Raw genomic sequence first — 13037 nt, 5'->3', positions numbered from 1 at the left:
TCTTGATCACGGCTTGCGCGCTCCCGTCCAGGTCGTTCACTTGCCAGCCGGCACGATAACGGTGTTGTTGCCGCGGCTGACGCGAACGACAGGTCCGGTCGGACGGGCAGCGGCGGGTGCGGCTGCGGTCGCGACGCCCGTGTCGCCGCCACTGCTCTTGGCCGTCGGCATATAACGCGACTGGAAGCGCGATACGTCGCCGCCGGTCTGGAAAGTGGTGCGGCCTTCCTGCGGGCGGTTCATTGCCAGTTGCAGGATTTCCTCTTCTTCCTCGGGCGAGGCGCCTTCGGGCACGACCAGCTCGCCCGATGCGATGGCGCGGTCGAGTTCGGCGCGGTTGTCCGCGATCGAGCGCAGGGCCAGCGACAGCGTGCCGACTTCCTGTGCGACATAGATTTTCTCGGCAATGCGCGGGGTGGCCTCGATCGTGACGGTGCGGAACTTGGTCACGACGGTCTTGCCGTCCACCTGCTGCGTTTCGGTCGACTGGTCGGTTGCCAGAACGCGCAGGTTGCGCAGCACGGTTTCGGTGGCGTTGAAGCCGGGCTCGTCGCGGCCGCCGCCGATCGCCTGCGTCAGCAGCAGGTCGACGCGGTCACCCGGGAAGACAAAGCCCGCAACACCGGTTTTTTCCGACACGGTCACGGTCACGGCGCGCATGCCCGGCCCAAGAGCCGCAGCCAGAAAGCCGCGATCGCCCGGCTGCACCAGCGTGCCCTTGGTCAGCGGCTGGCCAGCGGTAACGGGGAAGCGCGCGACAGTGCCGAGCAGCTTTTGCATATCGGCCTCGCCCTCGACGAAATAGGCGTCCTGCACCATTTCCTTGGGCCACATCTTGAATTGCAGTGCATCGGCCGTGATGATCGTGCCGACGGGCAGGGCGCGCTGGGCGACCAGCACACGCGGACCTTCGGGTTCGGCCACGGCGGCCTCTGCCTGCGGGGCGGAGCCCCCGGCGAACATGCTGCGCGCCATCAGCGCGGTACCCACCGCGACGACCAGCGCGACTGCCAGCAGGATCAGCTTCTTCTTGTCCATGGCCTTAAAGCCCCTTCGTCAATCCAATGGGGGTTTCGCCCCCGTCCGTGCTGCCAGACTCACCGGCAATGGTTAAAATCAGGTCAAAACGACCCGCACATCAGGCAAAATTCGTCGAAGAACCGGAAAATGCGGTGTGAACGGCGGGTCCGTAACGGATCGCGAACATCACCAGCATCACCAGCGCGGCCGAAACGCCGTATGGCGTAGAGCGCGCTTCCACCTTGCGCCCTTCGCGTCGCGCGCGGCGCACGCCGCGCCACACGATCAGCGTGGCCACGCCGTTGACGATCATGGTCAACAGCACGACCATCATAAAAAGCGAGGGTTCGAGCCATAGGGCGAGCGCGGTGAACAGCTTTACGTCGCCGCCGCCCATCTGGCCGATCCTGAACAGCACCGCGCCAAAGACGAACCAGCCCACGGCCAGCGCCAGCTGGATCGCGATGCCGGGCCACAGCTGCAGGCCGCTGGCGATCCAGAACAAAGGCGCGGCGATGGCGATGGCGCCCGTCAGCCGGTTGGTGATCTTGCGATGCCGCAGGTCGGTAATACCTGCGTAAAGCACCGCGATTGCCAAGGCTGCGAGCAATCCGTAAGCGATAAGTTGCGTGTTCATGTCCAACCGGAACCCCCTGATTGAGGGCCGGTTTAAAGGGCAGGACTTACCAAACAGTAACCATGCCCGCGAAGATGTCGTTACCCAAGTGAACCCGCTGCCTTGACCCGCTTTTCCGCCGATCCTGCCGCCGCGCGCCGCGCTATTCCCGCCTATGCGTGCGAATCGGTATGGCATGCGGCCGACGGGCACGCGATCCGCCGGATCGACTGGCCCGAACCGGCGGATTCGCGTGGCGCGCTGCTGTTTCTGGGCGGGCGCGGCGACGCGTATGAGAAATATCTGGAGACGCTGGAATACTGGTTTGGCGAAGGGTGGCGCGTGACCGCGATCGACTGGCGCGGGCAAGGCGGATCGGGGCGGCTGGGCGATGACGACGCGACCGGCCATATCGGCGATTTCGCCCATTGGATCGACGATCTGCGCGGGTTCTGGCGGGACTGGCGCGCCGAATCGCCCGATACGCCCTGTGCCTTGATCGGCCATTCGATGGGTGGGCAGCTGGCCTTGCGCGGCGTGGCAGAGGGGGCGGCCCGTCCCGATGCTCTGGTGCTGGTCGCGCCGATGCTGGGTTTTGCTGGGCCGCCGCTGCCGCCATGGATGTGGCACGCCGCAGCGCATCTGATGGCGTCGCTGGGCGCGGCGAGCAGGCCCGCGTGGAAGGCGGGCGAGAAACCCGGCCAGCCCGCCGCGATGCGCCAGTCGATCCTGACCCATGATGTCAGCCGGTACGAGGACGAGCTGTTCTGGCGCAACGAACGCCCGCAATTGCGGCTGGGCGCGCCCAGCTGGGGCTGGGTCGAACGTGCCGCCGAATCGATGCGTCGCACTGCGCGCGCCGATGTGCTGGCGCGGGTGACATTGCCGGTGCTGATCCTTGGCACCAGCGCCGACCGGCTGGTCAGTGCACGGGCCATCCGCCGCGCCGCGCGCCTGCTGCCCGATGCCCGTCTGGTGGAATTCGGGGCAGAGGCCGCGCATGAGATTCTTCGCGAGAGCGATCCGGTTCGCAACCGCGCCCTTGCCGAGATCGACGGGTTTCTTGCCGCGCAACTGTCTGTAGAAGGCGGGGCATGAGCGGGACTTACGATATTGCGATCATCGGCGCGGGCATGGCGGGTGCCAGCCTTGCCGCCAGCCTTGCGGGCGAGGCATCGGTGATCATGATCGAGGCGGAGGATGCGCCTGGCTATCACAGCACCGGACGTTCGGCCGCGTTCTGGGAAGAAACCTATGGCGGGCCGGAGATTTTCCCGCTGACGGTGGGGAGCGGCCCCTATCTGCGCGAAGGCGGACTTCTTACCCGGCGGGGCGTGCTGCATATTGGCCGCGCAGGGGACGAGGGCGCGATCGACGCCTTTATGGCCCGGTTTCAGGCATTGGGCGCGGACATCGCCAAGCTGGGCCGCGATCGTCTGGTGGAGATCGTGCCGGGTCTGAAACCCGAATGGGTGCACGGCACATGGAGCGAGGGCTGCGCCGATATCGACGTGGCGGCGCTGCATGCGCATTTCCTGTCGCGCGCCAGGGCGCAGGGCGCGATGCTGAAAACCGGTGCGCGGCTGAAATCGGCGGAGCGCGGAGCCGATGGCTGGACGCTGGGTTTCGGGCATGGCGACACGGTGCGGGCAGGTATTCTGGTCAATGCCGCGGGCGCATGGGCGGACGAGATTGCCGGCATCGCCGGTGCGCGGCCCGTTGGCATCACGCCGCTGCGCCGCACAGTGGTGCAATTGCGCTGCCAGCCTGCCGCTCCCGCTGCGCTGCCACTGGTGCTCGACATTCAGGAAAGCTTTTACTTCAAGCCCGAAAGCGGGCGCCTGTGGCTTAGCCCGCATGACGAAACGCCCACGCCCCCGTGCGATGCCGCGCCCGAGGAACTGGATGTCGCCGTCGCTATCGACCGGCTGGAACATGCGGTCGACTGGAAGGTAGAGGCGGTGGAGCGCAAATGGGCGGGGCTGCGCAGCTTTTCTCCCGATCGCGCGCCCGTTTACGGCTTCGATCCCGAGGTCGCGGGCTTTTTCTGGTGCGCGGGGCAGGGCGGTTTCGGCATTCAGACTTCGCCTGCTGCCGCCGACATGGCCGCCGCCATGCTGCTGGGGCGCGATGCGACGGGCCCGGCCACGGGAATCGACCCGGCACCCTATCGCATCGACCGTTTCCGATAGGGGCGGCTGAGCGGGGTTGCACCCGCGAATCGCACTGCTATCAAGGAGAAGCAGATTTCCTGAAGGCCAATGACGGGAGTACGTAATGGCGCATCGCTTCGAAATCCGGCAGAACAAGAAGGGTGAGTATGTCGCCTATTTCTGCTATAACTCCGAAACCATGTTCTGGACCGAAGGCTATACTTCGAAAGCCAGTGCCAAGAATGCGATTGAATCCATTTTGAAGAACGGCCCCGGTGCCGAAGTGGTCGACACCACGACCTGAGCCGACCGGCTTATGGAGGCCGGAGCGTGACCGTTCCGTTCCGGCCCCAACCCTCTTGAAAATCAGGCCCTGACTGCCAGCGCCGCATTGCTGGCCAGCTGGTCGGCGCGCTCGTTCTCTGGGTGGCCGTCGTGCCCTTTGACCCAATGCCAGTCGATCCGGTGCGGGCGTGTGGCATCCAGCAGTTCGCGCCACAGATCCTCGTTCAGAACGGGTTTCTTCGCGGCGGTTTTCCAGCCCTTTTTCTGCCAGCCGAACACCCATTTGGTGATGCCGTCGATCACATATTTGCTGTCGGTATACAGCTCGACATGGCAGGGCCGCTTCAGCGCCGACAGGGCGCGGATCACCGCAGTCAGCTCCATCCGGTTGTTCGTCGTATCGGCTTCGGAGCCCGACATTTCCCGTTCGGTCGATCCCTTGCGCAGGATCGCGCCCCAGCCACCGGGGCCGGGATTGCCCTTGCACGCGCCATCGGTGAAAATCTGCACTTCAGCCATGATCAGCCCAGCGCATCAAAGATGGTTGCGCCCTGCCTGCGATAGAAATCATGGCGGCGCAGGAAGGCGAGCGGGTCCTTGCGCGTGACCAGCGCGTCGGCAGGCGTGTTCAGCCAGTCATAGGCGCGGGTCAGCAGAAAACGCAGGCAGCCCGCCTGTGCCAGCGCGGGCAGGGCAGCGCGTTCGGCTTCACTGGGGACGCGGACCGAACGATAGCCCGCCAGTAGTGCATCGCCGACCGAACGGTCGAAGCTGCGGCCATCGGGCGCGAAGCTCCATGCCGCATGGGTGACTGCGATGTCATAGGCCATCGGGCCGGTGCAGGCGAAATAGAAGTCGATCATGCCCGATACGTCATTGCCGACCAGCAGCACGTTATCGGGAAACAGATCGGCATGGATGGTCGAAACGGGAAGCGTATCGGGCCAGCGGGCGATGGCGGCATCGACCAGTTCGGGCACTTGCTCCAGCGCGGGATCGATCTCTCCCCACCGGCCCGCGCAATCGCGGACAAAGCCGCGCCACGCGTTGGGCCCCATGCCATCGGCACGGGTCTGCGCGAAATTGTGCCCCGCCAGATGCACCTGCGCCAGTGCCGCGCCCACCGCATGGGCCTGTGCCGGGCTGGGATCGTCGGCGCTGACGCCAGGCAGGAATTCGATCAGCGCCAGCATTTTTTCGCCCTGCGGGGTGTCGATCGTGCGCCATGCCGCGCCACTGGTGTCGTGGATCGTGCGCGGCACGGGGCAGTCCGCCGATGCGAGATGATCCATCAGGTTCAGGAAAAAGGGCAGGTCGCGCGTGTCGGTGCGTTCTTCGTAAACGGTCAGGATGAATCGCCCCGCATCGGGCGTGCCGCGCGTTTCCACCAGCCAGTTGCTGTTCGACACGCCCTCGGCAATGCCTTTGGCGGATACCAGCTCGCCCACGCCGAATTCTGCGACCAGCGCGGCCATGTCCTCGCTGTTGATGCGGGTATAGACTGCCATGAACGCGTCAGTCGGTCAGCTGGCGGGGCAGCTTGAAGATCATGTTTTCCTCCGCCGTGGTCACCACCTGCTCTTCCACATTGCGGAATTGCGACAGGCGCCCGATCACTTCGCGCACCAGCACTTCGGGCGCACTGGCACCTGCGGTCAGGCCGATGGCGCCGACACCGTGGAGCCATCCTTCCTCGATATCCTCGCCCCGCTGGATCAGGCGGGCAGTGGTGCCAAGGCGTTCGGCAACCTCTACCAGTCGGAGCGAGTTGGACGAATTGGCACCGCCGATGACCAGAACCAGATCGACCTGCGGGGCCAGTACCTTGACCGCCGACTGGCGGTTCGACGTGGCATAGCAGATATCTTCGGCCTTCGGCCCGACGATCTGGGGGAAACGCGCCTTCAGCGCCTCCAGAATGGCGTGCGTATCGTCCACCGACAAAGTGGTCTGCGTCAGAAAGGCAAGCTCTGCACCGGGGGCGAATTCCAGCTTTGCCACATCCTCGACCGTTTCCACCAAGGTCATGTCGCCTTCGGGAACCTGTCCGAATGTGCCGATCACCTCGGGATGGCCCGCATGGCCGACGAAGACGATATGGCGGCCCGCCTCGACCTGCCGCTCGGCCTGCCGGTGCACCTTGCTGACCAGCGGGCAGGTCGCGTCGAGGTAGTCGAGGCCGCGCTGTTCGGCATGGGCGGGGACCGATTTCGGCACGCCATGGGCGGAAAACACCACGGGCACGCCGTCGGGAACCTCGTCCAGCTCTTCGACGAAGATCGCACCCTTGGCCTTCAGGCTGTCGACGACATAGCGGTTATGCACGATCTCGTGCCGGACATAGACGGGCGCGCCATATTTCTCGAGGCTGCGCTCCACAATCTCGATCGCGCGGTCCACGCCTGCGCAAAAGCCGCGCGGCGCGGCCAGCAGCACCAGCAGGGGAGGGCGCGCATCGGTATCGGGTGCGTCGGCGTTCACGGCATGGGCCGTGTCGATATGCGGGGTGTCCATGACACAGGCCTTTAGCGCCCCGATGGGCCGCGCGTAAAGCCGCGGTAAAGGTTGCCATCGCCAGAGAGTTCGGGGTCTAACCTGCGCGCGGCGTTGCCCTTGGGCATGGCTGCGGCTAGGGCAGGCAGGATTATTGCAAGGGCGGCCCGCCATGGCCGCCCGAATTCAAGGCAAAAGGTTTCGCCGCCGATGAACATTGTGTCCCGCCGTTCTGCCCGTTTCGCCTTGCTGGTCGGGGGTGCCGCCGCGCTGTCCGCCTGTTCGGGCGAGGGCGATCTGGTCATTCAGGAAGGCGTGGGCGTGACCGCCGTGCGTTCGCGCTGTCCGGCAGTGGGCATCCCCGCCTATACTGGCGACATCACGACATTCGCGCAGGCGAACGATACATCGCTGGCGTCAATGGATGTCGCCGCGACGATGACCAATCTGCGCGCGACCTGCGACGATTCGGGCGCGAAAATCTATTCCGAAGCCAGCTTCGACGTGCTGGCCACCCGCCGCGACACCAGCACCGCGCGCAGCTTGGAGCTGCCGTTTTTCGTGACCGTGCTGCAGGGCGGCAATACGGTGCAGTCGAAGCGCGTCGGGACGGTGACGGTGAATTTCGCCGCCGGACAGGACCGTGCGCAAGTGACCGGCAAGGGCGGTGCGTTCATCGACGCCGCCGCCGCGACCCTGCCTGAGGATATCCGCGAACGCATCACCCGCAAGCGCCGTCCGGGCGACCCCGATGCGGCGCTGGACCCGCTGGCCGACCCTGAGGTGAAGGCCGCCGTTGCCCGTTCGACATTCGAAGTGCTGGTCGGCTTCCAGCTGACCGAGGCGCAGCTGGCGTATAACGCGACGCGTTGATTTTTGCCGGACCTACGTTGGCTTGACGCTTTACGATAGCCAGGCGTCCGGCAGGCGGCACCAGCCCACTCCCCCACCCGACCACCCAACGATCCTACCCTATGGGTGGTCGGGTGGGGGAGTGGGCTGGTGCCGGACGCAGGCGTTGCGTAGCAATGCCGGATAGTCGCCAAAAGACTCTCCTTCCCACTCGTTCGATTCCCCGCTAGTCGCGCGGCCATGAGCACGCAGACGACTGACAAGACCCTCACCATCCACGCCGCCATTTCCGCCGCGGTGGACAAGGCCCTCGATGCATTGGAGGCGGCGGGCAGCCTGCCGGCCGGTCTCGATCGCGGCAATGTGACGGTAGAGCCGCCGCGCGATCCCGCGCATGGCGATCTGGCGACCAATGCCGCCATGGTGCTGGCCAAACCTGCCAGGACCAATCCGCGCGGCCTGGCCGAGGGGCTGGCCGCCGAATTGTCGAAGGAAGCCAATATCGCCGCCGCCGAAATCGCGGGGCCGGGCTTTATCAACCTGCGGATCGCGCCCAGCGCATGGGAAGCCGAGCTGGATGCGATTGCCGCGCTGGGCGATGCCTATGGCCGCAGCGCGATGGGGGCGGGGCAGACGGTGAATGTCGAATATGTTTCGGCCAATCCCACCGGACCGATGCATATGGGCCATTGCCGCGGCGCGGTGGTCGGCGATTCGCTGTCCGACCTGCTGGAATTCGCCGGTTTTGCCGTGATCCGCGAATATTACGTCAATGATGCCGGATCGCAGGTGCAGACATTGGGCCGGTCGGCGCATCTGCGTTACCGCGAAGCGCTGGGTGAAGACATCGGCGAGATTCCCGAAGGGTTCTATCCGGGCGACTATCTGAAGCCCATCGGTGCAAAGCTGGCCGAGGAATTCGGCGCGCAATACAAGGACGCGCCCGAAAGCGAATGGCTCGACCTGTTCCGCACCCGTGCGGTCGATGCGATGATGGACATGATCCGTGCCGATCTTGCCATGTTGGGCATCCATCACGACCTGTTTTCGTCGGAAGCGAAATTGCAGGCGGAGGGCAAGCCGGAGGCTGCCGAAGCGTTCCTGCGCGAAAAGGGCCTCGTTTATGACGGCCTGCTCGAAGCGCCCAAGGGCAAGACGCCCGAAGACTGGGAGCCGGTGGAACTGCCGCTGTTCCGTTCGACCCAATTTGGCGACGATCAGGATCGGCCGATCAAAAAGTCCGACGGCACATGGACCTATTTCGGGGCCGACATGGCCTATCACTTCCAAAAGGCGCAGGGCGCGGATGCGCTGATCGACATCTGGGGCGCGGACCATGCGGGCACGGTCAAGCGGATCAAGGCCGCCGTCGCGGCACTGACCGGGGCTGAATACGGGGAGCCGAAGCCTTTCGACGTAAAGCTGGTGCAGATGGTGCAACTGCTGCGCGATGGCGAGCCGGTGAAGATGTCCAAGCGTTCGGGCAATTTCATCACCATTGCCGACATGGTCGAGGAAGTGGGCAAGGGCGTGGTGCGTTTCACCATGCTGACCCGCAAGCCCGAAGCGCAAATGGACTTCGACTTTGCCAAGGTGGTCGAAGCGTCGAAGGATAATCCTGTATTCTATGTCCAGTATGCCCATGCCCGCATCGCATCGGTGCTGCGCAAGGCGGCAGAAGCGGGGCTGGCCGACAAGGCGGAAGCGGCGCGTATCCAGAGTTGGGGCAATGAGGGCATCCTGCACACCGACGAACAGGTGCTGATGAAACAGGCCGCGCAATTCCCGCGCGTGGTCGAACAGGCGGCCCGCGCGCGCGAACCGCATCGCATCGCGTTTTTCCTGATGGATCTGGCGGCTGCGTTCCATGCGCTGTGGAATCAGGGCAATGACGATCCGGCTCGTCGCTTTATCGTGGAAGACGATATGGTAAACACGGGCGTGCGCCTGTATCTTGCGGCGCAAATCGGGCAGGTTATCCGCAACGGCCTCTCGATTCTGGGGGTTGAGGCAGCGGAGCGGCTTTAAGAGATGATACCACAGGTCAGCCATGGCGGTGACGGCGAGGCGCAGCTTGCGCTCGACGAGACCGACCTGCGGCTGCCCTGGCTGGAACCGGCGGACGAGGATGGCGACGAAGGGCTGGACTGGCCCCGCATCGGCAAGTTCGCGGGCGGCGTGGCCGGTTTCGTCCTGCTGTCGGTACTGGCGATCTGGTTGCTGCGCGACTGGCAACTGGCCCCGCCCGAAGGCGACGGTTCGGTGATTGCCGCCCCCGACACTCCGTATAAGGTGCGGCCCGAAAATCCGGGCGGCAAGACTTTCGCCGGCACCGGCGACACCAGTTACAAGGTGGGCGAGGGGATCGAGCGCGAGGCGCGGATCGCCCAGAAAAAGCCCGATCCTGTGCCCGTCGCGTCGCCAGCGGCCAAGACGGCCGAAGCAGCGCCAAAGCCGGCGACTGCGCCCGCGCCGCAAATATCGGGCGTGGGGGTGCAGGTCGGCGCCTATTCGACCGAGGCGGCGGCGCAAAAAGGGTGGCAGACGCTGACCCAGCGTTACCAGCGGCTGGGCGATTTCAACCGGCGAATCGTCGAGGGGCGGGCCGATATCGGCACCGTGTTCCGGCTGCAGGCGGTGACGGGCGATGCGTCGTCCGCCAATGCCCTGTGTTCCGAGCTGAAGGCCAATGGCATCGAGTGTCAGGTAAAGCGCTGATTTGGGGATAAGGGGCGCGGCCCCGCCCCCGAAACTTGCGCATTTGCGCGATTTCCGCGAATCTGGCGCCCTTATGACGCCTGCGATTTTCGGCCTTTCCGGCACCGTGCTGACCGGCGACGAGCGCGCCTTTTTCCGCGATGCCGATCCGGCGGGTTATATATTGTTCGCCCGCAATTGCGACAATGCGGCGCAGATGCGCGCGCTGACCGATGAATTGCGCGCCATCGCGGGACGGGCCAACCTGCTTATCACCGTGGATCAGGAAGGCGGGCGCGTCGCGCGGATGAAGCCGCCGATATGGCCGAAATACCCGCCGCAGGGCGTGTTCGACCGGCTCTACGATATCGCGCCGATCTCTGCGATAGAGGCGGCGCAGGTGAATGCCGAGGCGATCGGCCTCGATCTGGCCGAGGCAGGGCTCAATTGCGATGCGTTGCCCTTGCTGGATGTGCGCTGCGCGGGCGCCCATGACGTGATCGGGGACCGCGCGCTCGGCCATGATCCGATGCGCGTCGCTGCGCTGGGCCGCGCCGTGCTGGAAGGGCTGGACGCGGCAGGGGTCGCGGGCATCGTCAAGCATATCCCCGGCCATGGCCGCGCCTGTGCCGACAGTCACAAGGAAATGCCCGTCGTTACCGCAACCGAGGCAGAACTGGAGCAGGATATCGCGCCGTTCCATGCCTTGCGCGATGCGGCCATGGGGATGAGCGCGCATGTCAAATATACCGCGTGGGATGCCGAAAATCCGGCGACGCAATCGGCCAGAATAATCGGCGATATCATCCGCGGGCGGATCGGTTTCGACGGACTGTTGATGAGCGACGATATCGACATGGAGGCATTGTCGGGCTCCATCGCGGACCGTTCGGTCAGGGCTTTGCAGGCCGGATGCGATCTGGTGCTGAATTGCTGGGCGAAAATGCCCGATATGATCGCCACGGTCGAGGCTTGCGGCGAAATCGCGCCCGATGCGCGTCGCCGTCTCGATGCGGCGATGGCCGGCAAGGATGTCGGCCCGTTCGGCGGCGCGGAACGGCGCGCCGAATGCATCGCCAAGCGGGATGCGCTGTTAATGGCGGCGGGCGTCGAGGCATGATCGACGACGGCTCCGAACCCGGCCTGTTGTGGGGCGAAGGGGCCGACGGCTGGGTAGAGGATGCTGCGACCACCAGCGAAGAGGGCGAGCGGCTTTACGTCGAACTCGGCGGCTGGGAAGGGCCGCTCGACCTGCTGCTCGATCTGGCGCGGAGGCAAAAGGTCGATTTGCGGCGGATCTCGATCCTTGAGCTGACCGACCAATATCTCGCCTTTATCGACCGCGCGGGTGAAATGCGGCTGGAACTGGCAGCCGATTACCTCGTGATGGCGGCATGGCTTGCCTATCTGAAATCCGCGCTGCTGCTCCCCAAGGAAGAGCAGGAAGACCCCAGTCCCGAGGAACTGGCCCTGCGCCTGCAATTGCGGCTGGAGCGGCTGGCGGCGATGCGCGATGTGGCGGCGCGGCTGATGGCGCGCGACCGGTTGGGGCGCGACACCTTTGCCCGCGGCGCGCCGGAAGGATTGCGGGTGCTGAAAAAACGGGCGTGGCATTGCGAATGGTTCGATCTGGTGCAGGCCTATGGGCAGGTAAAGGCCCGCACCGCGCCCGTCGTACACATGGTCCGCGATCGTGCGGTGATGACGCTGGAAAGCGCGCTGTCGCGCGTGTCCTCGATGCTGGGCGTATCGCTGGACTGGATGGAACTGCGCCAGTTCCTGCCGCCCCATGCCGATCCGCGCCTGCGCAAATCGGCGCTGGCCAGCAGCTTTGTCGCGGCGCTGGAACTGGCGAAGCAGGGCAGGGCCGAAATCGCGCAGGACGAAGTGTTCGGTCCGTTGCGGCTGCGCGCCCTGGCGGGGCGCGGCGGGGCTGACAGCGAATGAGCGGGGATGCGCCCGACCGGAATCCCGATGATCTGGTCCGCGCGGTAGAGGCCGTGCTGTTCGCCGCACAAGAGCCAATGACGGCGGTGGAGATCGGCGATCATCTCGGCGGCGCCGATGTGCGCGAGGCTTTGGCCGAGCTTGCCGGCCATTACGACGGGCGCGGAGTGGAACTGGTCAAGCGCGGACCCCGCTGGCACTTGCAGACCGCGCCTGACCTTGCCCATTTGTTGAGGCGCGAGCGGGAGGACGTGAAGCGTCTGTCGCGCGCGGCGACCGAATGCCTTGCGATCATCGCCTATCACGAACCTGTCAGCCGTGCCGAGATCGAATCGATCCGCGGCGTGCAGACGGCCAAGGGCACGCTGGACGTTTTGATGGAAGCGGGCTGGGTCCGCGCCGCCGGTCGGCGCGAAGTGCCGGGGCGGCCCGTGATCTATGCCACCACGCCCGATTTCCTCACCCATTTCGGCCTTGCCACCCGCCGCGACCTGCCCGGCCTTGCCGAATTGCGGGCCGCGGGCCTGCTGGAACCGGTCGAGGAAGCGCTGGAGCGCGAGATGACCGAGCGTTCGGGGGAAGAACCTCGAGAGAATCCGCCTGAAGGACATGATGCACACGCCTTACTGGATAAAGGCGATGAATCGGCCTAAACAGGTTTGGTAACCCCCGTGTTTGTGAGAATTTCAAATGAATGTTGGACCCTGGCAATTGCTGATCGTCGCCATCGTGATCCTCGTGCTGTTCGGGCGCGGGCGCATCTCGGAAATGATGGGTGACTTTGGCAAGGGCATCAAAAGTTTCAAGCAGGGCATGAACGAGGAAGCGCGCGCCCCCGACCGGATCGACCACCAGTCGCCCGCGCCGACAGCCAGCGAGAAAAAGGCAGAACCCGTCGAGACGCCGGCCGCGACCGGCGATTCCGAAAAGAGCAGCTGAACCGCCATTGCGGCGCTGCGTTAGGACGCTTTCTT

Annotated in this window: 15 protein-coding genes; 10 read left to right on the top strand and 5 right to left on the bottom strand. The window is 65.1% G+C overall.

Annotated features, from left to right (window positions below; translation table 11 throughout):
• Positions 1 to 36: 36 nt before the first annotated feature.
• Both cpaB and LOZ77_RS09445 read right to left on the bottom strand, forming a co-directional pair.
• A complete protein-coding gene (gene cpaB, locus LOZ77_RS09450; protein WP_230278936.1) occupies positions 37 to 1038 on the bottom strand; it encodes a Flp pilus assembly protein CpaB in 1002 nt (333 codons plus the stop codon).
• A 100-nt stretch (positions 1039 to 1138) separates the two neighbouring features.
• The gene (locus tag LOZ77_RS09445; protein WP_230278935.1) at positions 1139 to 1657 is read right to left on the bottom strand and encodes a prepilin peptidase; all 519 of its coding nucleotides are present in this window, start codon (positions 1655 to 1657) and stop codon (positions 1139 to 1141) included.
• Between the two features lie 102 nt (positions 1658 to 1759).
• Here LOZ77_RS09445 and LOZ77_RS09440 point away from each other — a divergent pair, with 102 nt between their 5' ends.
• The 3 genes from LOZ77_RS09440 to LOZ77_RS09430 all read left to right on the top strand — a co-directional run bounded on the left by LOZ77_RS09440 (position 1760) and on the right by LOZ77_RS09430 (position 4093).
• Entirely contained in the window at positions 1760 to 2734 is a 975-nt protein-coding gene (locus tag LOZ77_RS09440) for an alpha/beta fold hydrolase (protein WP_230278934.1), read from the top strand.
• A complete protein-coding gene (locus LOZ77_RS09435; RefSeq protein ID WP_230278933.1) occupies positions 2731 to 3828 on the top strand; it encodes an FAD-binding oxidoreductase in 1098 nt (365 codons plus the stop codon). Before LOZ77_RS09440 ends, LOZ77_RS09435 begins: the two co-directional genes overlap by 4 nt.
• Positions 3829 to 3913: 85 nt before the next feature.
• Entirely contained in the window at positions 3914 to 4093 is a 180-nt protein-coding gene (locus LOZ77_RS09430; protein ID WP_230278932.1) for a DUF1508 domain-containing protein, read from the top strand.
• Positions 4094 to 4155: 62 nt separating this feature from the next.
• Here the strand turns inward: LOZ77_RS09430 and rnhA are convergent, their stop codons facing one another.
• Genes rnhA through ispH form a run of 3 tightly spaced genes read right to left on the bottom strand, consistent with a single transcriptional unit; the run spans position 4156 to position 6588 of the window.
• Positions 4156 to 4593, bottom strand: coding sequence for a ribonuclease HI (gene rnhA, locus LOZ77_RS09425; RefSeq protein ID WP_230278931.1), 438 nt, complete (start codon positions 4591 to 4593; stop codon positions 4156 to 4158).
• 2 nt (positions 4594 to 4595) lie between these two features.
• The gene (locus tag LOZ77_RS09420) at positions 4596 to 5582 is read right to left on the bottom strand and encodes a homoserine kinase (RefSeq protein WP_230278930.1); all 987 of its coding nucleotides are present in this window, start codon (positions 5580 to 5582) and stop codon (positions 4596 to 4598) included.
• A gap of 7 nt (positions 5583 to 5589) precedes the next feature.
• Positions 5590 to 6588, bottom strand: coding sequence for a 4-hydroxy-3-methylbut-2-enyl diphosphate reductase (ispH, locus tag LOZ77_RS09415; protein ID WP_230278929.1), 999 nt, complete (start codon positions 6586 to 6588; stop codon positions 5590 to 5592).
• Between the two features lie 189 nt (positions 6589 to 6777).
• Between ispH and LOZ77_RS09410 the strand changes: the two genes are divergently transcribed.
• From LOZ77_RS09410 to tatA, 7 genes are all read left to right on the top strand, one after another.
• Complete coding sequence (locus tag LOZ77_RS09410; protein WP_230278928.1) at positions 6778 to 7440, top strand: hypothetical protein; 663 nt, start codon at positions 6778 to 6780, stop codon at positions 7438 to 7440.
• A 219-nt stretch (positions 7441 to 7659) separates the two neighbouring features.
• Complete coding sequence (gene argS / locus LOZ77_RS09405; RefSeq protein ID WP_230278927.1) at positions 7660 to 9447, top strand: arginine--tRNA ligase; 1788 nt, start codon at positions 7660 to 7662, stop codon at positions 9445 to 9447.
• Positions 9448 to 9450: 3 nt separating this feature from the next.
• Positions 9451 to 10137, top strand: coding sequence for an SPOR domain-containing protein (locus LOZ77_RS09400; RefSeq protein ID WP_230278926.1), 687 nt, complete (start codon positions 9451 to 9453; stop codon positions 10135 to 10137).
• Between the two features lie 73 nt (positions 10138 to 10210).
• Positions 10211 to 11236, top strand: coding sequence for a beta-N-acetylhexosaminidase (nagZ, locus tag LOZ77_RS09395; protein WP_230278925.1), 1026 nt, complete (start codon positions 10211 to 10213; stop codon positions 11234 to 11236).
• Entirely contained in the window at positions 11233 to 12063 is an 831-nt protein-coding gene (locus tag LOZ77_RS09390) for a ScpA family protein (protein ID WP_230278924.1), read from the top strand. The genes nagZ and LOZ77_RS09390 overlap by 4 nt, the downstream gene beginning before the upstream one ends.
• Entirely contained in the window at positions 12060 to 12716 is a 657-nt protein-coding gene (gene scpB, locus LOZ77_RS09385) for an SMC-Scp complex subunit ScpB (protein ID WP_230278923.1), read from the top strand. The genes LOZ77_RS09390 and scpB overlap by 4 nt, the downstream gene beginning before the upstream one ends.
• A gap of 37 nt (positions 12717 to 12753) precedes the next feature.
• Positions 12754 to 13002, top strand: coding sequence for a twin-arginine translocase TatA/TatE family subunit (gene tatA / locus LOZ77_RS09380; RefSeq protein ID WP_230278922.1), 249 nt, complete (start codon positions 12754 to 12756; stop codon positions 13000 to 13002).
• Positions 13003 to 13037 lie beyond the last annotated feature (35 nt).

Source organism: Croceicoccus sp. Ery15, from assembly GCF_020985305.1.
Lineage (GTDB): Bacteria > Pseudomonadota > Alphaproteobacteria > Sphingomonadales > Sphingomonadaceae > Croceicoccus.
Note: the sequence above shows the minus strand (reverse complement) of the source record. Positions and strands in the feature narration are given on the sequence as shown.